We start from the raw sequence: 18819 nt of genomic DNA, 5'->3' as shown, positions 1-18819 counted from the left end.
GTATAGTAATGCCCGAACGAGCAGAGGTGCAAGTAGATACCTGAGCCGTCCCGCTGCGGACGCCGTAAACGGGTACGAGACAACTATGATACGAACTACCAGTCTATTCGAAGCGACGTCGTCGAACCGAACGGTCCGGGCCTCTCTCACCAGTGAGGGCGTCTCCGACTGCCGGTCAGTGGCGCTCCCGACCCGCGAGACGCTCCGAGGGACGGTCGGGTCGTCGTCGATCGACGGGGTGTCTCGTTGATGTGTGGGATCATCGCCCGGATCGGCCACGGAGACGCCGCCGAAACGCTGCTCACCGGCCTCGAGAACCTCGAGTACCGCGGGTACGACTCCGCCGGCATCGCCGTCCAGAACGGCTCCGGCGTCAAGGTACACAAGTGCTCGGGCGAGGTATCCGAGCTCAAGTCCCAACTCGAGGCCCACCCGAACGGGAACATGGGCATCGGCCACACCCGCTGGAGCACCCACGGGCCGCCGACCGACGAGAACGCACACCCCCACACTGATACGGTCGGTGACGTCGCCGTCGTTCACAACGGCGTGATCGACAACTACGACGAACTCAAAGCCGACCTCCGATCGAAGGGTCACGAGTTCGAAAGCGACACTGACACGGAAGTCATCCCGCACCTGATCGACGAGTACCGAGCGGAAACCGGCGACACCGAAACGGCCGTCCGAAAGACCGTTTCGACGCTCGAGGGCAGTTACGCGATCGCCGCCATCGTCGACGGGGAGGAGGCGGTCTACGCCGCCCGAAAGGGATCGCCGCTCGTGCTCGGACTCGACGACGACGAGTGGTTCCTCGCCAGCGACGTCCCGGCCTTCCTCGATTACACCGACGAGGTGATCTACCTGGAGGAAGGCGACCTCGTCGTGCTCGAACCGGACTCCTACCAGATCACGGACCTCGACGGGACGCCCGTCGAGCGCTCGAGCGACACCGTCGACTGGGACCCAGAGGACGCGGGGAAAGGCGAGTTCGACCACTACATGCTAAAGGAGATCTACAACCAGCCGACCTCCCTGTCGAACACGATCGAGGGCAGAGCGAGCGACGGCGAGGTCTCCTTCGAGAACCTGACGGAGGGGACGTTCAGCGACGTCGACGCCGTCCAGTTCGTCGCCTGTGGAACGTCTTATCACGCCGCGATGTACGGCGGCCAGTTGCTCCGGTCGGCCGGCATCCGAACTGAAGTACTCCGAGCGAGCGAGTACGAATCGACGACCGGGCCGGTCGACGAGAACACGCTCGTCGTCGCCGTCACCCAGAGTGGGGAAACCGCAGACACCCTCGAGGCCGTCCGCGAAGCGACCAGCCGAGGCGCTCGCTCGCTCGCGGTGACCAACGTCGTCGGCTCGACCGCCGCTCGAACCGCCGACGACGCGGTTTACATTCGCGCCGGCCCGGAGGTCGGCGTCGCAGCGACGAAGACGTACTCCTCGCAGGCGGTCACGCTCGCGTTGCTCACCCAGCAGATCGCGAGCGACGTCCCCGGCGGAGAGCCGGCGGCCGACAAAGCGACCCTCCTCGAGTCGCTACAGGATCTCCCCGAGCACGTCGAGGAAGTGCTCGAATCGAGCCAGGCCGAAGCCGTCGCCCGGGAACGACTCGACAGCCAGTCATACTTCTTCATCGGCCACGGCCTCGGCCACTCGGTCGCACTCGAGGGCGCGCTGAAGTTCAAGGAGATTACCTACGAACACGCCGAAGGCTTCGCGTCGGGCCAGCTCAAACACGGGCCGCTCGCGCTCGTCACCGACGAGACGCCGATCTTCGCCGTCTACTCCGGCAGGGGCGACGAGAAGACGAAGACGAACGCGATCGAAGCCCGCTCGCGCGGCGCGCCGATCATCGCGGTCGGCCCCGACGATCACTCCCTGGCCGACGCGGCAGACACCAACCTCTCGGTCCCCGACACACACCCCGTCTGGGCGGGCCTGCTCGCGAACGTCCAGTTACAACTCGTCTCCTATCACGCCGCGAAGTTACTCGAACGACCGATCGACAAGCCGCGCAACCTCGCCAAGAGCGTCACGGTCGAGTAACCGCTTTTTGCAGATCGACTCGGGTGAGCACAGTCGTCTGCGGATGCTTCGTCGTCGATACAGACACCTACTCGTCGGATCGAAGGCCTCGAGTCTGCGAGCTTACGTGGCGGTGAGATTTCGGCGAGATCACGTCGAAACGCCACCGCCGGTTCTCCGTCGGCCAGGGGGTCGCGATCGAGTTCCTGATAGCGTTCCGTAACAAATTTGTTGGATACAAAACGCGTATCGGTATGGTCCCTATCGACATCGACGGCCTCAACAAGGAGTTCCCCGGTGACGTCCTTGCAGTCGACGACCTCGACCTCCGGATCGAGTCGGGCGAGATTTTCGGGTTCCTCGGGCCGAACGGCGCCGGGAAATCGACGACGATCAACGTCCTCCTCGGGTTCGCCGCCCCGACCGCTGGCAGCGTGACCGTCCTCGGACAGGACGTCCAGGGAAGCGAGTTCGCACAGGCTCGCGCCCGAATCGGCGTCCTTCCGGAAGGGTACAGTCTGTACGACCGGCTGAGTGCCCGCGAGCACGTCGACTGGGTCGCCCGAACGAAACGCGCGGACGACGACCCCGACGCGGTTCTCGAGCGAGTCGGCATCGGCGATGTCGCCGATCGCCGCGTCGGCGGATTCTCGAAGGGGATGTGCCAACGCCTCGCGTTCGGCATGGCCCTAGTCGGCGATCCGGACCTCCTCGTTCTGGACGAACCGTCGTCGGGCCTCGATCCGACGGGGATGCAAGAGATGCGCGCGATCATCCGAGAGGAAGCCGCTACCGGCACGACGGTGTTCTTCTCGAGTCACGTGTTGCCGGAGGTCGAGGCGGTCTGTGATCGCGTCGGAATCATGAACGACGGGCGGCTGGTCGCCGTCGACGAAATCGAGGCGCTGCGCAACGAGATCACGAGTTCGTCGCGGATCACCCTGGTGGTTCGATCGGTGCCGGACGAGTTCGGCCTCGAGGATCTAGACGGCGTCACGAACGTTCGGATCGACGGCTCCGAGATCCGCGTCGACTGTCGGGCGACGACCGTCAAACCGCGGGTCGTCAGGTACATCGACGACCGGGCGACGATAACTGATATCGTTTCCGAGGAGCCGTCCCTGGAGGAGCTTTTCAACAGGTACACGGGCGAGGGCGACGCCCCCGACGAGGAGACCACTCCCGCGGCCGAGGTGACGGCATGAGCGTCGTCGAAGTCGCCCGGAAGGACTTCCTCGACGTCCGCCGGTCGAAGGTGATGTGGCTCGTCGTTTCTATCTTGACCGGCTTCTCCGGCCTGTTCGTGTACTTCCAGACCAGCCAGATCCCGTATTTCGAGACCCCTCGAGCGGGCGTCGTGGGCGTCCTGAACGGTCTCGTCATACTCGGTTCGTTCCTGGTCCCGATCGTCGCGTTCGTCGCGGCCTACCTCGCTATCGCGGGCGAACGCGAGACGGGGAGCCTGAAGTTCGTGCTCGGACTGCCAAACACGCGCCGCGATATCGTCGTCGGCAAATTCCTCAGTCGGTGTCTCGTGATCGGCCTCGGTCTCGCGAGCGCAACGCTCGGAGTAACCGTCTTGCTCGCGCTCTTCTATCCGCTCATCCCGGTCGTCCCGTTTCTCGTCATGCTCGGGCTGTTGACCCTGTATGCCGTCGTCTACGTCGCGCTTGCGATCGGCATCTCCGCTGCCGTCGCGAGCAAAGCCCGCGCGGCGGCCGCCGGGTTCGGGCTGTACTTCGTCCTCAACATCGGCACGTTCCTCGCATCGCCCGGCGGTCTCGTCCGCACGGTACACACCGGCGTCCTCGGGTTCGGCGAATCCCCTCTCCTTTACCAGTTCGTCTCGGTTCTGGTGCCGCCCGAAGCGCTCCTTTACGGTGCTACCACCGTCGCCGAACCGACCGGACCGGTCATCAGTCCTCCCGCGGACGCGCCGTTTTTCGTCCAGCCGGCGTTCATGCCCGTCGTTCTGATCGTGTGGATCGTCATCTCGATCGGGATCGGGTACTACGCGTTCGAGTCCGCGAACGTGAGCTGACTCGGTCTCGAAGTGCCTTCGATTCACGAGCGGCCCGCTTCCCGTGTTCGCGGTTCGGAGACAGCGTCTCCGATCTGAGATGGATGCGTCACCGACCGAGTAGCAGAAATCGAATGCGTCACCGAGTGCGGTCCGGTCAGTTCTCCTCGAGTTCGAACGTGACTTCCTCGTCGCCGCCGTCGATCTCAATGTCGGTCTCGGTCTCCTCGTAGCCGTCCGCGTTCGCCGTCACCGTGTACTCGCCGTTCTCGCGTTCGAACTCGGCCTCACCGTCGTCGTCGACGGTCTGCTGGTCGCCGTCAAAGGAACTGAAGAACCCGCCGTCGGCGTCTCCAACTTCGACTTCGGCGTTCTCGAGCGCCTGGCCGTTCTCGTCCTCGACGACAGTCGTCAGCGTGTAGGGCCCACCGCTCGAGTCGTCGCTCTGGTTGCCGCCGTCGTTCTGATCACCGTCATCACCGGTCGACGACAGCTCGAGGGTGACTTCCTCGTCGCCGCCGTCGATCTCGACATCGGTTTCGGCCTCCTCGTAGCCGTCCGCGTTCGCCGTCACCGTGTACTCGCCGCCGTCATCGACGGCGAAGACCGCCGATCCGTCGTCGCCGGTCGTCGTTTCCCCGCTTCCGCCAGAGGCAGCCTCGACCGTGACCGTGGCGTCGGTCAAATCGTCGCCGTCCTCGGACTCGACGGCCGTGGTGAGCGTGTACGATTCGTCCGACTCGCCACCGTCGTCACCGCTCGAGTCGTCGTCGGACTGATCCTGTCCGTCGGAGTCATCGCCGCTCGAACCGTCGTCTCCGCTCGAGTCGGTATCGCCGCTCGAGTCCCCGTCGGACTGATCCTGTCCGTCGGAGTCGTCGCCCGCGTCGGAGCCGTCAGCGGCGTCGTTTCCGTCCCCATTTCCGTCGTCACCCCCGCCGTCGTCGGCGTCGCTCTCGGAGCCGTCTTCCGGTTGCGGTTCGACCGCGCCGCCGTCGTCACCCCCGTTGCCGCCGTCAGTTCCCTCGTCGGTCGGCTGGGAGTCGCCGAGCCGGTCGGCGGCGGTCTCGACCGCGTCGTCGATCGAGACGCCGCTGGCCGTGAGCGCGACACCCGCGACTAACAGGGCGATGCCGGCGACGACCAGCAGTATCTGTACGCCACTTTGCATCGAGCGAGTCCGCGAGTTCGACTGGCGACCGCTAGAAGACATCCGTTGCCCCCTATCGATTCGCGATCGCCAGAACGTTCGGTGCGCCCACCGTCCCTTGCGGCGAGATCGCACGCGCCGATTCGGCGCTCGTCGGTCCGTCTCTGCAGGCCGTGTCCGGACTCGAGGAACCGGCGGACCGCCCCGCGGGAGACTCGAGCGCGATCGGTGACGACATCGTTTCGTACATTCGTTCGACGGTTTCTTCCCTGGGTGGTTCACTATGCGGCCGATAAGACGATTTCACCTCGCGAACGAACCTCTGTTTCCAATCGGAATCGCCGATGGAAACCAATCTGGGCACCGTCTCCAGTCCTGATCACGGCGTCTCCGACGGCTGTCGGCTCGCGGGCGATTAGGTCTCCCCCAAACCGTCCCGTTTCGACCCGGGCGGCGATCCCAGCTGATCGGTTCGGTCGATTTCGACCCCGAGGAAGTCTCACCGATCGTTTAACACGTCCATATTATCGGTGCTAGATAGATTCCGTGAGATCATGAACGGCTACACGCTAGCGTTCAAACCTGCAATTGGTCTGTATGGACAGCACGACCCCAGTGCCGTCCTCTTCGACGACGGAACGCCCGTCTTCGGGATCGAGGAGGAGCGACTCACCCGCGAGAAACACGCCCCCAACACGTTCCCGACGAACGCGATCAACGCCTGTCTCGACTATCGAGACATAGAGCTCGGCGACATAGACGAGATCCGCCTCCCCTACGACCCCAGCCTCCGCTCGCGTATCCGTTCGCACTACCTCACCGACGCCGTCCGCGCGCCGACCCTCCCGCGCAAGCTCTCCGCGCTCGAGCAAACGCTCGTGACGGAAGTCCAGAGCCAGTTCTTTCCGACGCGACAGGTCGAGTCCCGCCTCGAGTTGATCGGCTCCTCGGTGCCGCCGATCGAGCGGCTCGCGCACCACCGCTGTCACGCCGCCAGCGCGTTTCACCCCTCCGGATTCGACGACGCACTCGTCCTCACGATCGACGCGAAAGGTGAGTACGACTCGACCGTCGTCTGGCGGGGCGATCGAAACGGCCTCGAGCGCGTCAGAACCTACGAACACCCCAACAGCCTCGGGCTGTTCTTTGCGATCGTCACCGAGTACCTCGGCTACCGGATGTTCAACGGCGAAGGGAAGGTCATGGGGCTTGCCCCCTACGGAACGGAAAACCCGGAGATCGAACGACACCTGCGGAACCTGATCGACGTGGGTGCGTCCTACGACGTCACCGAACTCACCAAGCGCTGGGGAACCGGCCACGGCCTCGAGTTGCTCACGGAGGTCTTCGACCGCCCGCCAAAGGAAGACACCGACGAGTTCGACCAGTGGGAGAAAGACTTCGCCCACACGGCCCAGAAACTGCTCGAGGAGATCGTCCTCGACATCGTCGAAGCCCACACCGACACCGTCGGTTCGCACAACGTCGCGCTCGCCGGTGGCGTCGTACTCAACTGCAAGCTCAACAAGCGCGTTCGGGAGGCCGCCTGCGTCGACGACCTCTTCGTCCAGCCGGTCGCCAACGACGCGGGGCTGGCGCTGGGTGCGGGCTGGGTCGGACGGCCGCCCGAGACCGTCGACGACCTGTCGACGGTGTACTTCGGCTCGTCCTACAAGACGGAGACTATAGAGGAGATCCTCGAAACATCGAAACTCACCTACGCCGAGCCCGCGAACGTCGAGCAGTACGTCGCCGACCGCCTCGCCGACGGCGCGCTCGTGGGCTGGTTCCAGGGCCGGTCGGAACTCGGCCCGCGCGCGCTCGGCTCTCGCAGCATCCTGGCGGACCCGCGCACGGCAGACTCGCGCGACCGGGTCAACCGGTTCGTCAAACACCGCGAGGGGTGGCGGCCGTTCGCGCCGTCGATGCTCGAGGACGTCGCTTCGGAGTACCTGGTCGACGGTCGCCCGTCGCCGTTCATGATCGAGGCCTTCGACGTCGACCCCGCGAAAGCGAGCGAGCTCGAGGCGGTCGTCCACCCCGCCGACAACTCCACCCGTCCCCAGACGGTCCGTGAGGACCAACACGAGCGGTATTATCGGCTGATCAAAGCCTTCGGCGAGCGCACCGGCGTGCCCGTCGTCCTGAACACCTCCTTCAACGACAACGGCGAGCCGATCGTCGAGGAACCGATCGAGGCGATCAAGGACTTCTACGGGATGGGACTCGACCTGCTCGTCGTCGGCGACTTCGTCCTCGAGAAAGACGCCACCCGACAGCCGACCACCCGCGAGGTCGGCGAGTTGGTCGGGAGCGCCGACCCGGAACCGGTGACTCGAGAGCGAACGACGGCGATCGGGAACGGGTAGACAGACTTGACGAATTCTGGTTGATCCTCTCAAAATTTGGTAGCCGCGTCTGATTTCAACAGAGCCACCGAGAGTACACGGCGAATCTAGAGGGATCTGCTCGATGGCGTGGAAACGAAGGTGGCTGCTCCAGACGATCGAGGTGGTTTCTCGGATATATCACTCTAAGATTGTTTTACCAGTAGTCAGTAGCACTCTCTCTTTATTTAGAGATGTAGGTAGATATTAGTACGACTCTACGGTCACGCCGTCGAATAGCTGGAAGTCGTCCGTGTTCTGTGTGACAACCGTTGCGCCCGTCTCTTTCGCAACGGCGGCAATCAATACGTCTCCGGCGAGGGAATTTATTTTGTCCTTGTTTATATGTTCGTTCTGGTGAAGTTCAGCTTCTAATTCCCCAGCGACAAAGGCGTGTTCCTTATCAATCAATAACGGTATTGGGTACAGACAACCCGAAAGGAAATTAGTACGCCAGGACGGTCACAAATTCGTGACCGATTGTGTATTGTTTCAGTCCATCCTATGTTAGTTACAACTCAAACCGCTCGTAGTAAATGTACCCAACGAAACATGATTGGTTCGCTATCGATGACACCTCGACGAGGAACCGTACTCGCAGTGGTATCGACGGCCCGTAGGTGAGTCGGTAGCGGCGACCGGCGTGATCGAGTGCCGGTATCGTGGCGACGGCGGTGGATTGATACGCCGCCTGCCCTACCGACTTCGTATGGAGACGATTCGGATCGTCCAGGTCGACGCCTTCACCGACGAACCGCTTTCCGGCAATCCCGCCGGCGTCGTGCCGGACGCAGACGGCCTCTCGGCCGCGCAGATGCAGTCGATCGCCGCCGAGATGGCCGTCAGCGAGACGGCCTTCCTGCGTTCGAGCGACGATCCGGACGCCGACCGCCGCGTGCGCTATTTCACCCCAACGCAGGAGGTCGACCTCTGTGGCCACGCGACGATCGGCTCCTTCGCACACCTCCACGACGACGGGCTTGAGCCCGGAACGACCGCCCTCGAGACGAACGTCGGCGTCCTCGAGATCGAGGTCGAGAACGACGGTACAGTCTGGATGACCCAGGGCGAGCCCCGAGTTCGCGAGGCCGACGTCGGTTACGATCGCGTCGCCGACGCGCTGGGGGTAAGCCAGGCCGCGCTCGAGGGGGCCAGCGACGACATTCCGCTCGCGGTTTCCTCGACCGGCCTGCCGTTCTTGATCGTGCCGATCACCTACCTCTCTGACCTCGGCGACGCCGACCCGGACATGAACGCTGTCGAGAAACTCGCCGATTCGGTCGACGCAACGGGCGTCTACTGCTTTACCTTCGACGCGCTCGGCCGCGACTCGACGCTGCACGGACGGATGTTCGCACCCAGCGCGGGCGTCTCCGAGGATCCCGTTACGGGCACTGCGAGCGGCGCCGCCGCGGCCTATCTCGATCGGTTCGGCGCGTTCGACGACGACCTCCCCGAGGAACTACGCCTCGAGCAGGGCCACTACGTCGACCGGCCGGGGCTAGTCCGAGTCCGCCTCGAGGACGGCGTGCGTGTCGGTGGCCGGGGCGTTACCGCGCTGGACGGAACGATCACCGTTCCCGACATCGAGGAAGACGACATCCTCGAGGCCTAAGTATCGCGGCGACGAGAAACGATCTGTGCGTTTCGAAGGGCGGAAACGACGGCGGGCGGTGGCGTCGTCGCTGATTGAACTGCGATCAGTTTCGGGGCTCGTCCGACTCCGATGGCGCGTTCTGGTCGTCCGCGTTGGTCACATCCCGTCGATCCGTCTCGGCGGGAGACGACGGCGCTTCGCCCTCGCTCTTGGCCGTCGGCTGTGGGTCCTGTGAGTGTGAGTCGTCCGGAGCCTGCTCGCCGGTCCGTTCGGAGTTCGAACCGTCAGGAGACGAAAACTCGAACCCGGATTCGGCCGATTTACCGGATTCGGATGCAGAGCGCTCGGCCGAGTGGGACTGTGGCCGACCGGTCGCTTCCGACCGATCCGTCGCCGATTGCCCGCCGGTCGTCTCCGAAGGGGTTGTCACCGCCGATTGCTGGGCGGTCATCGCTGAATCGGAAGTCGACTCTGACTGCTGGACGGGCGTCGACTCGAGGGCGTCCTCCTCGTCGAAGGCGGCCGCGTGTTCGGACCGTTTCAGTTCCTGGACGCTCCGGCGGGTTTCTGCGACGTCTTCTTCCATCTCAGCCAGTCGCTCGTCGAGCGCCTCGACGACCTCGCTCTTGAGTCGGCCATGGTCGAAGCGCTTTGCGGCGGCTCGGCCGGACGCTCGAGGGAGCGACCAGAACAGCGCGTACGTTTTTCCCATCTGCCAGACGAGAAATCCAAGCCCCGCGAGCGCGAGGGTGACGATCGGGTTCGCGTTCTCGACTGCGAGCTGTACGTTGCGGTCGACGACCAGCGTTTCGATCGATCCCCAGAAGCCGAGGACGAAGCCGAGGAGGGCCAATCCAGTTCCGAGAAGCATCGCGCCCGCCGTGAGCGCCCGATTGAATAGCGTCCACTTCGCAGCGTTGGAGAGTTCCATGGTCTGACCAGTAACTCGAGTTGCATAATCGCTGTGGGATACTGTTCAACGATCGAACCAGTCCCGTCCGGGGCCGACCGACCACTGTCGAAGCGGAGAAACCAGCAGGCCGCGGAGATACTCATTCGGGCCCGAGTAGTCTCTGTGAAGTATGTTCGCAACCTTCTTTATCGGACCTGCTGTCCACGCATATAGAGATGGCTGTACTCTGGCTGGACGAGATCAGCGCCGACGACCTCGAGACGGTCGGCGGCAAAGGTGCTTCTCTCGGTGAACTCACGGGGGCGGGCTTGCCGGTCCCACCGGGATTCGTCGTCACGGCAGGTACCTACCGATCGTTTATCGAAAACGCCGACATCGACGACGAACTCTTCGACGTCGTCGACGTCGACACCGACGACTCGAGCGCGCTCGCGACCGCGGCCGACCGCGCTCAGGAACTCATCCTCGAGACGCCGTTCCCCGAGGCCCTCCGCGAGGAGATCCTCGAGGCCTACCGCGAGGTCGGCGACGGCGAGGCCTTGGTACTTCTCGATGAGTTCTTCGAGTCGATCCCTGAGAGAACCATACTGCACTGGGTCTTCGTCGAATCGGATGTTGATCTCGTGCTTGACCGCATTTTGCATCTCACTTGCACGAGCTTCGTCGTTTTCTAAGTCTTCCAGTTTCGCATCAAACTCGACCTCTTCCATGATCGATACTGGCTCATCGTTCAGAACCTCGATCCCGCGTGACGTGATGTGATCTTGAATGAGGTCGCGGACTTTTGCCCCAGCTCCTTCGAGGTTCATCGTCTCATCGCGGTAGCGTTCTTTGGACTTCCCATAAACCGTACTGAGCCGCCTGAGATCCTCTCGGTACGGGTTCGCCATTGGGTCCGGTAGGACAACGTCCATCAGCTGAGAGAATCGCTTAAACGCATTCTTGAACTCGATCCGACGATCATCTGGTTCGAGCGATTGGACGCACTGCTCTACATTATCGAGATCGTCGAAGAACGAGATCGCCTTGTTATGGGCTGCCTCTAGCTCTGGCTGCTTGTCCTCGACCGGAACCATCGCCCGCTCGACATCCTTCGAACTGAACATTGTGAGTGCTTCCTTCAGTTCGTCGGAGACGCCGTAGTAGTCGACGACGAGCCCATGGGTTTTCTCCTCGAACGGACGGTTGACGCGAGCGATTGCCTGTAGCAGGCTGTGCTCACGGAGAGGCTTATCGAGATACATTACTTGTGCGACTGGCGCGTCGAATCCAGTCAAAAGCATGTCGCAGACGATGAGCAGTTCGACTTCACCGTTCGGGTCGACGAAGGACTCCTTGTATCGGCTCTTCTCGGAGTCGCTGGGTGTCCACTCCTTGATGTGTTCGGGGTCGTTGTGTCCCTCCGAGACAATAACCCTCGATTCCGGCCCATTGAAGTTGTCGAGAGTTTCCTTGTATCGGATTGACGATTCCTTGCTGGTGGTGACGACTAGTCCCTTGAACGGCGACGGAACATCGTTCTCGAAGTGTTCAATGATATCCAACGCAACGCGATCGATTCGGGTCTGCGCTTCCGCGAGGTCCTGTGACCGGGCATACCGCTTCTGAATCTCTGCCTTCTCATCGTCCGTCTTGTCCGCGAAAATTCGGTCGAAGAGCTTGTCGAGCGTTTATACTCTGTGTTGATTGCGGAGATCCGTCTATCTTGATTGGACGTTCTCTAGTTATTCGTCCTACAATTCTCCGTCGGACTCGTCGAGACGAGTCGTTTCGCCCCGAACCGACGATTCGTCTAATATAACCGAACGGCTTAACAGGAACAACGTGCTTGGTGGTTTCATGCCAAGTGCAACACCCTCGCTCACGTCGGTCCAGCGGGCCTTCGACGTCATCCGGTTGCTCTGGGAAACCAACGGCGCGGGCCCGTCGGAAATCGCCTCGCGAATGGAGATCCCGAAAAGCACCGCGCACGTCTACCTGCGGACCCTCGAGTCGACCGGCTACGTCGTCAATCGGGGCGGCGAGTACTCGCTCAGTTACAAGTTCCTCTCGACGGGGTCGCGGATCAAGTACCGAAGCCGGATCTATCAGGTCTCGAAACTCGAACTCAAGCGCCTGACCGAGGCGACCGGCGAGCTCGTGACGCTCGTGATCGAAGAGGCCGGTCGGTCCGTGATCCTCCACGAGGAGTTCGAAGATCAGTCCCTCGAGTTAGGTATCTATCCGGGGATGACGTTCCCGTCGCACGCGCACGCACCCGGGAAGACGATTCTCGCTCACATGTCCGAGGAGCGTCTCGAGGAGGTTCTCGAGACGCGCGGCCTCCCGCAGGTCACCGAACAGACGATCACGGACAGGGAGACGCTGCTCGCGGAACTCGCGGACATTCGAGAGCAGGGGTACGCGGTCGATTGGGACCAGCAGGTCGACGGAATGGGCTTGCTCGCGGTTCCGATCGTCGTCGAGGGAACTCTCAAGGCCTGTCTCGGTATCGCCGTGCCGACCGGCCGGCTCAAGAACGAGTCCTACCAGCGGACGCTCCTGCGCGAGGCGGAGGAGTCGGCCGATACGATCCGAATCAAGTATCGGTACGGCCAGTGACCGATCGAACGGCTACGGTAGGCTGATTTCCGTCGATCGGTATCAACGATCGTTGGATAGATATATTATCTGTTACTATACGACTCACATACGAGTTATGACTAATATGCGGTCGGGCTAGTCAACGTTGCTCTCGTTATTCGTCCCGAGCGACTGAACGTTAGAAAGCACACGTATAGGGGCGTTTCGGGTACTGTATTCACGTTCGTCCCTGATGTCCAATTACGAGCAGTTCGATCCGTCACGACGACTCGAACAGACACTAGTCAAGGCTAAAACTAGCCATATACACCTCCTCCCGTGATCTTGTGCTATTTTGTTTGTCGAGATCGAAATAGCCATAATAAATCAATTATATTTGACCTATTTAGAACTCTCCTATAACAACAATATGGTTGTTTTCGCTATTTCAGATACTGATTCAGTTTCCCGCGCCAGTCACTCGCGTCTCGAGCAGGACGAGCCACACTAGCGAGAATCCAAGAACGCTTTTCAGATTCGAGCGAACGAGGTGAATACTTCTCCGAAACGAATCGATAACGTTCTCGTTTTCGACGACGATTGCAGCATCGTAGAACTGCACGAACACTATCACGACGAGGACGAGCAACAACCAGACGAGTATGGAACCGACGCCCGCGATGACAGCGGCCATCTCGTGGATCACAACGAGTACCAGAGAGCCGATACCGAGGATAAAACTGACGAACCCGAATCCGATCGCGGTGACTCCCACGACCAGTACGAACAGAACTGTCCCAAGTAACAGACGTACGTAGTAGGATCGTCCCCCAGCGACAAACTGGCCTAGTGATGTCTCCTTCCCTTCGATTGCAGCCTGAGCACTGGCGATGAAGCCGCCGAGAGCGAACGGAACGACGATCAGATAGGCGAGTGACGCGCCTGCCGAAAGCAGGGGTGAGTCGATCAGACTATTGACGTACTGTAGCTGTCCTCCCGCTCCGATGAGGAGACCAGCGACAAGAAGGACCGGATTCGCTCGGAGGGCGACGTATCCATCTTTGAACGCGGAGACGATTACCATTGTACCTCTGAGTAGACATTCCCGTGTATTAGGTCGAACGTAGGCTCAAAACCGAATTTAAGTATTTCAACGCCCCGCCTGTGTCGAGATACCACTCATCGCGAGAGGCGCGCTGAAGTAGTCGAATTTTCACCGTTCGTCGGTCGAGGCAACCTGTATCGGAGTTCACTTCGTGAGACACGGGTTTCATCACGTCTTCTCCGAACCCACATCTTGCAGTTTCCTTTCTCACCGAGGCCCTCGAGGCTATTCTCGACGATGCTCGAGGCTCGCCTCCCGCGATTCGGTCTCGACAACCCCTAGCGGGCGCAAGGCACTTTTGCGACGAACCGTCTATACCCGGTAATGAGTCAGCTCCGAATCGCCGTCCTCAACGCCGCACAGGAGGACGCGAACACGACGCGAAACTTCCGACGCGAACTCGAGGCCTCACTTGTCGAGTTCGACGTCTGCAATGGCGAGATCCCCGACACCGTCGCGTTCGACGGCGCGGTCGTCACCGGCTCTCGGACCTCGGTCTACTGGGATGAGGAGTGGATCGGTCCCGTCAAAGAGTGGGTCGGCGACGCGATCGACGCCGGCGTCCCCTTCCTCGGGATCTGTTGGGGCCACCAGCTCCTCGCGGACGTGCTCGGGGGCACCATCGCGGATATGGGCGCCTACGAGATCGGCTATAGCGAGATCGAACACACCGGCTCCTCGCGGCTCTTCGAGGGTATCGACGCCGAGTTCACCGCCTTCACGAGCCACTCCGACGAAGTCGCCGAACTGCCGCCGGGTGCCGACTCGCTGGCCGAGAACGACTACTCGAACCACGGCTTTCGCAAGGACCGGGTCTTCGGCGTCCAGTTCCACCCCGAGTACGACCAGCAAACCGCCCGCGAACTCGTAGAGCGAAAGGACCTCTCCGACGACCGCCGCGAGTCCGTCCTCGAGGAAATCACGGACGAGAACTACCAGCAGGCCTGTCAGGCGAAATTGGTCTTCGAGAACTTCCTCGAGTACGTTCGAGAGGTGCGACTCGAGGACGCTGGCGGGAGGGCGTCTCGAGATGCATCCGCTTAAATAATCATCGTCGAAACCGTCTCTCTCTCGTCTTCTTCCTCGAATTTCACTTTTGATCCTCCGCAGTGTTACAGTCCTTCCACCGCTATTCGTTCCCGGATAGGATATTCGATCGTAGAAAGTTTTACTTCTCTACTATCCCTATCGTTCTCCATGCGACTTCGGTAAAGATGGACCACTGGGGAGATTCTCACATTGCTTGTCGATAATCCCTATACAGCGTTCGGAATTCGGGATTTGAGCCGAGCGACGGATCATCCGCATCGAAGCATTTCGGCGGCTGTTGATGACCTCGAGGCAATTGGCTTCGTCGAGATTGAGCATAGTGGGCGGAAGAAGCTCGTGCAGATTAATCGTGCTCGACTCAGCAAGCCTGACGATCCAAAGTGATGTGAGTTCTCCTCCCAAACGAATCGATACCACTAGGTGATTCAAGAGAGATTCGAGTCAATAGTAAACAGAGTGATTTGGAGATCAGCATGTTCATCGCTGTAACAACTGACAAAGGCGGGTGGTAATCCAACCTGCAACAAGCGAGAGTTCCACAGCGTTTGATCGGGCTGCTCGAGTAACTCTCATTTTGGCTCTGGTGAATCGCTGGACAGCGTCGTCTTCGACCGTCAGAACTAGGAGTGTGAAGCGGGAAATCGCCGATGCTCCTCCGAGATGCTTTCTCTCACCTCTCTTTTGAGCTCCTCTTTGAGATTCTGCCCCTCACCGATTTCGTCAGCAGTTCCCCTATTCGTCTGACGACCCATCAAAATCCGAAGCGGAGCGTGGCCGAGCTCATCGGGGTCAGCCAGATTTTCAAGGTCTTCCCGGTAGAGGTCGAATCCTGAGAGATAAAAGTAGCCAGTTGCGATACGGCCTTCCTCGATCTGGGGAATAATCCGCTTGTAAGCGTCTTCTAGTGTTCTATTGGCGTTATCGACAAGCGGAGGAAGCGAGAGCATCGTAATGCCGAGATGTATTCAGTACGCTAACTTAGTGTTTAGTGAACTTAGACTACAGAGGTGGCACCAGACAATAGCCAATCAAACTGGCCGAAGATCCCGCCAGCGGACGTCAACGGTGTCACCATTGGCGATTTCAACCCGGAAAAGATAGCCTTCTCGTTGATCACCAGTCACAGTTCCTGCATCGTCTGAGAGGATCTCAACGATTGTTCCTCGACGTCCATGGAGACGCTCGTGATCTGGATCTGTCACGTCCGGGATATCGATTCGGACCGTGTCTCCAATATCGAATCGTTTCATAGTAGGTGTCATCAGCTCCGAATCCAGAATAGCCCTATCGAACCAGCCATAACGGTCGCACCGGTTATTAGCCCGACTGCCGTCGGAGACGGCAGAGAATAGCCTGCACCCGTGAGCAAAGGAGTTAGAATGAACCCGCCAGCGTATCCTCCGACAGTAAGATATCCAGCGGCAAGGAGACGGACAAACCACTGTTCCACAATTGTATGCGAGCGGTGATCTGGGTCGTCATCAGGTCGGGGCTCAACGATTTCCGGATCGGGCTTTTCCCGCTTGAGGTATCGCCATTCATCAAGATACATTCGGACAGGAAGGGCAGACTCGATTTGGTTGAGAATAGCATATCGGGCCTTGTTCAGCCGGCGATACGACTGTAAACTTTGATACCAAAAGTAACAGATCAGACTTCCAAATCCAGAGGCGAATAGAACGATTGCAGCACTCGTAGTCGTCAAATTTCCTCGGGCGAGAGCGAAGAGTCCGGCTAGTATCGACGTCAAAATCAAGCCGAAAAATCGGTTCATCTGAACCCGCTGATTCGCAGTCTCGATTGCTACCTCCCCATAGTGGATGTATTGATCCATCAAGCGATCCGTCTCTTCGTCGTTCAGATTCGTTAACGGCCCATTCTCTACGGCATTGGGCTCGGCCGATTCGGCCGGGTCTCCCCCAGTAACCTCTTCGGGGTGTTCCGGCTCTGTTTCAGGCATGTCTTTGTCCTCGGTATTTTCGCCAAGATTTGCATTATTCGGCTCGCTCTCGTCAGAGGTCTCGTCAATTGATTCAGACATATTCCGCTAAGGTGTCGGCGAATGACGGCAAACATCTCACCGGCAGCGACGTCGAGTCCGACGGCACCGAACTCGACAGCCTCGAGTTCGACGAAGAGACCCGTGAACTGATCGGCCTCGACGACATCGCCGAGATCATCGGCGAGATCGACGAAGAAGCCGAGATGGACCTAGAGGAGATGGAAAAACAGGCACAGGCGATCAAGGAAGGGAAAGACGCCGGAACGATCAGCGATCCGGACGACGTTATCGAGGAGATGGATCAGTCCTTCGAGGGCGGGGAGGGACAGACTCAGACGGAGACCGAGTCCGAGACCAAGACGGAGACCGACTCCTAGCCCGCAGTGAACGACGCGGAGCGAAACGCGTTTTACCGTTCGGCCCGTCTCGAACTGTAGATTGTTATGACAGCACCCGAGGGTGTCGACGAGGAGAAGCGATCGACCCTGCGTCGATTCGCTGCCGTCGGCGCCGCCTCGCCATTGGCCGGATTCTCGGACTCCGCGAACGCCGACACCGGCGAAAGCAAAACCCGCGACGCGATCGCCGGCTACCTCTCGACGACCCCCGGGGCGCACTTTTCGAAGATCCGTGACGACCTCCAGCTCGGGACCGGCGAGACCCAACACCACCTCAGACGGCTCGAGGAACGCGACGCCGTCGAACGCTACAGCGACGGCGACTACAAGCGGTTCGTGCTCGCGGGTCGGTTCGACGAGTTCGAGAAGAACGCCCTCGGCTACTTGCGCCGGACGACCCCTCGTGGAATGTTGATCGAACTGCTTCGCGACCCGGACGCGAGCGCGGGCGATCTCGCCGACTCCCTCGAGGTCTCTGCGCCCACCGTGAGCAAGTACGCCGGCAAACTCGAGTCGGCGGGGCTCTTATCGCGCGAGGACGGCTACAGCGTCGAACGGCCCACGACGGTCCTGTTACTGTTGATCCGACACGCCGATTCCTTTGGCGACCGGGCGACGGCGCTCGCGCGCGAGTCTGACGAACTGCTCACCTACGACGGCTAATCGTCCGACCGAGTTTGTACACACTGGCGGGTAGCCCCGCGACGGACCGAAACTGACCAGTGAAATCAGCGTGAGTCGCCGGTCTCGAGTACCTCAAGCAGTTCGGTGAGCGATTCGAGTTCGTACTCTGGTTCGGCGGGGAGGTCGACCAAGCGATTGTGCGGGCGTCGAACGAACGCGGTCTCGAGCGACGCGTTCTGCCCGGCGACGATGTCGACGCCGGAGTCGCCGACGTAGAGGCCGCCGTCGACGCCGAGTCGGTCGAGCGTTTCCTCGAGGTAGGCGGGGTTCGGTTTCCGTCGCCGGTAGCCGGCCATCGACGGGTCGCGCCCGCGGACGGTCTCGAACCCGAACTCGAAGTAGTCGTCGACGAACTCCGCCGTCCTGTGGCGGTTGTTCGTCACCAGAGCGGTCGTCGTCCGGTCGGCGAGCTCGGACAGCGTCTCGGCGTCGTCGTAGACCGCGCGGTCGCCGGACCGAACCCGCTCGTGGGTGAGCTCGGACGCGCGGTCGTCTCGTAGTTTCCAGAATTCGTCGGCGTCGAACCCGTGTGCGGCCGCACGCTCGCTGATGCCGTTGGGATCAAATTCTCGAAACGCCTCGCGCTCGCGGTCCGTCGGCTCGATCCCGAGTTCGGAGAGGGCGTGGTCGGTCGCGTTCGCGTAGACCTGCGGGTCGGTTCGTGGCCCCTCGAGGATGACGCCGTCCATGTCGAAGAGGATCGCCTGCATCGTCTCCACTATCGGGCCGGCGAGTGAAGTGCCATTCGGAGTCGGAAAACCAAAGTTTCGCGCCGTAAGCAGCGGTTTCGAGATGTAATACTCACGTTCGGTGACCGGACGCGACCGGGAGGCGACAGAGCGCTCGAGCGGCGTGACAGCATTCGATCGAAGCGGCTGCGGTGGTGATACCCGCCGATCGGCGCGAAGAACTCG

The 18819-nt window shown here is 60.8% G+C and carries 18 protein-coding genes and 3 pseudogenes; 11 read left to right on the top strand and 10 right to left on the bottom strand.

Translation table 11 applies throughout. The features are described 5' to 3' along the window. Nucleotides 1–85: 85 nt before the first annotated feature. From EL22_RS17335 to EL22_RS13740, 4 genes are all read left to right on the top strand, one after another. On the top strand, nt 86–250 hold the full coding sequence (locus EL22_RS17335; RefSeq protein WP_156184146.1) for a hypothetical protein: 165 nt from the start codon (nt 86–88) through the stop codon (nt 248–250). Next, the gene (gene glmS / locus EL22_RS13750; protein WP_050052023.1) at nt 250–2058 is read left to right on the top strand and encodes a glutamine--fructose-6-phosphate transaminase (isomerizing); all 1809 of its coding nucleotides are present in this window, start codon (nt 250–252) and stop codon (nt 2056–2058) included. Before EL22_RS17335 ends, glmS begins: the two co-directional genes overlap by 1 nt. Before the next feature lie 233 nt (nt 2059–2291). Continuing rightward, on the top strand, nt 2292–3242 hold the full coding sequence (locus EL22_RS13745) for an ABC transporter ATP-binding protein (protein ID WP_050052022.1): 951 nt from the start codon (nt 2292–2294) through the stop codon (nt 3240–3242). Next, nucleotides 3239–4078, top strand: coding sequence for an ABC transporter permease (locus EL22_RS13740; RefSeq protein WP_050052021.1), 840 nt, complete (start codon nt 3239–3241; stop codon nt 4076–4078). The genes EL22_RS13745 and EL22_RS13740 overlap by 4 nt, the downstream gene beginning before the upstream one ends. A gap of 136 nt (nt 4079–4214) precedes the next feature. On the opposite strand, the gene EL22_RS13735 is transcribed toward EL22_RS13740, so the two are convergent. Together EL22_RS13735 and EL22_RS17330 are read right to left on the bottom strand one after the other, a co-directional pair. Then, entirely contained in the window at nt 4215–5228 is a 1014-nt protein-coding gene (locus EL22_RS13735; RefSeq protein ID WP_050052020.1) for a carboxypeptidase-like regulatory domain-containing protein, read from the bottom strand. 52 nt (nt 5229–5280) lie between these two features. After that, nucleotides 5281–5457, bottom strand: coding sequence for a hypothetical protein (locus EL22_RS17330; protein WP_156184145.1), 177 nt, complete (start codon nt 5455–5457; stop codon nt 5281–5283). 304 nt (nt 5458–5761) lie between these two features. Between EL22_RS17330 and EL22_RS13730 the strand changes: the two genes are divergently transcribed. Beyond that, nucleotides 5762–7576 carry a carbamoyltransferase C-terminal domain-containing protein gene (locus EL22_RS13730; protein WP_050052019.1) on the top strand — a complete coding sequence of 605 codons (1815 nt, stop codon included), beginning with the start codon at nt 5762–5764 and terminating at the stop codon, nt 7574–7576. A gap of 225 nt (nt 7577–7801) precedes the next feature. Here the strand turns inward: EL22_RS13730 and EL22_RS13725 are convergent, their stop codons facing one another. After that, nucleotides 7802–8005 (bottom strand): type II toxin-antitoxin system VapC family toxin, encoded by a 204-nt coding sequence (locus EL22_RS13725; protein WP_197075919.1) that lies wholly within the window; start codon nt 8003–8005, stop codon nt 7802–7804. A gap of 298 nt (nt 8006–8303) precedes the next feature. Between EL22_RS13725 and EL22_RS13720 the strand changes: the two genes are divergently transcribed. After that, nucleotides 8304–9209: a PhzF family phenazine biosynthesis protein gene (locus tag EL22_RS13720; RefSeq protein ID WP_050052018.1), complete on the top strand. Its 906-nt coding sequence runs from the start codon at nt 8304–8306 to the stop codon at nt 9207–9209. A gap of 85 nt (nt 9210–9294) precedes the next feature. On the opposite strand, the gene EL22_RS13715 is transcribed toward EL22_RS13720, so the two are convergent. Further along, nucleotides 9295–10122 carry a hypothetical protein gene (locus EL22_RS13715; protein WP_050052017.1) on the bottom strand — a complete coding sequence of 276 codons (828 nt, stop codon included), beginning with the start codon at nt 10120–10122 and terminating at the stop codon, nt 9295–9297. Nucleotides 10123–10319: 197 nt separating this feature from the next. On the opposite strand from EL22_RS13715, the pseudogene EL22_RS16240 reads away from it, so the two are divergent. Beyond that, nucleotides 10320–10650 (top strand): annotated as a pseudogene (locus tag EL22_RS16240) (PEP/pyruvate-binding domain-containing protein); the annotation flags it as partial. Between the two features lie 41 nt (nt 10651–10691). Here the strand turns inward: EL22_RS16240 and EL22_RS19375 are convergent. After that, nucleotides 10692–11648, bottom strand: a pseudogene (locus tag EL22_RS19375) (UvrB domain 3-containing protein); the annotation flags it as partial. 295 nt (nt 11649–11943) lie between these two features. Here EL22_RS19375 and EL22_RS13705 point away from each other — a divergent pair. Then, nucleotides 11944–12705, top strand: a complete 762-nt coding sequence (locus EL22_RS13705; protein WP_050052015.1) for an IclR family transcriptional regulator — start codon at nt 11944–11946, stop codon at nt 12703–12705. A gap of 421 nt (nt 12706–13126) precedes the next feature. On the opposite strand, the gene EL22_RS13700 is transcribed toward EL22_RS13705, so the two are convergent. After that, on the bottom strand, nt 13127–13750 hold the full coding sequence (locus EL22_RS13700; RefSeq protein WP_050052014.1) for a hypothetical protein: 624 nt from the start codon (nt 13748–13750) through the stop codon (nt 13127–13129). 345 nt (nt 13751–14095) lie between these two features. On the opposite strand from EL22_RS13700, the gene EL22_RS13695 reads away from it, so the two are divergent. Beyond that, nucleotides 14096–14815, top strand: coding sequence for a type 1 glutamine amidotransferase (locus EL22_RS13695; RefSeq protein WP_050052013.1), 720 nt, complete (start codon nt 14096–14098; stop codon nt 14813–14815). Nucleotides 14816–15441: 626 nt separating this feature from the next. Here EL22_RS13695 and EL22_RS13690 read toward each other — a convergent pair. The 3 genes from EL22_RS13690 to EL22_RS13685 all read right to left on the bottom strand — a co-directional run bounded on the left by EL22_RS13690 (nt 15442) and on the right by EL22_RS13685 (nt 16862). After that, nucleotides 15442–15768 carry a hypothetical protein gene (locus tag EL22_RS13690; RefSeq protein ID WP_050052012.1) on the bottom strand — a complete coding sequence of 109 codons (327 nt, stop codon included), beginning with the start codon at nt 15766–15768 and terminating at the stop codon, nt 15442–15444. Between the two features lie 81 nt (nt 15769–15849). Next, entirely contained in the window at nt 15850–16071 is a 222-nt protein-coding gene (locus EL22_RS19370) for a hypothetical protein (protein ID WP_071401626.1), read from the bottom strand. Between the two features lie 11 nt (nt 16072–16082). Continuing rightward, nucleotides 16083–16862 (bottom strand): hypothetical protein, encoded by a 780-nt coding sequence (locus EL22_RS13685; protein ID WP_050052011.1) that lies wholly within the window; start codon nt 16860–16862, stop codon nt 16083–16085. A gap of 26 nt (nt 16863–16888) precedes the next feature. Here EL22_RS13685 and EL22_RS13680 point away from each other — a divergent pair. Beyond that, a pseudogene (locus EL22_RS13680) lies at nt 16889–17200 on the top strand (phosphoesterase); the annotation flags it as partial. Between the two features lie 66 nt (nt 17201–17266). After that, nucleotides 17267–17884, top strand: coding sequence for a MarR family transcriptional regulator (locus tag EL22_RS13675; RefSeq protein WP_050052009.1), 618 nt, complete (start codon nt 17267–17269; stop codon nt 17882–17884). Nucleotides 17885–17949: 65 nt separating this feature from the next. On the opposite strand, the gene EL22_RS13670 is transcribed toward EL22_RS13675, so the two are convergent. Next, a complete protein-coding gene (locus EL22_RS13670; RefSeq protein WP_050052083.1) occupies nt 17950–18615 on the bottom strand; it encodes an HAD family hydrolase in 666 nt (221 codons plus the stop codon). Nucleotides 18616–18819 lie beyond the last annotated feature (204 nt).

Origin of the sequence: Halostagnicola sp. A56 (genome assembly GCF_000691505.1) — an archaeon.
Classification (GTDB): Archaea; Halobacteriota; Halobacteria; order Halobacteriales; family Natrialbaceae; genus Halostagnicola.
This window is presented reverse-complemented; position numbering and strand designations above follow the sequence as displayed.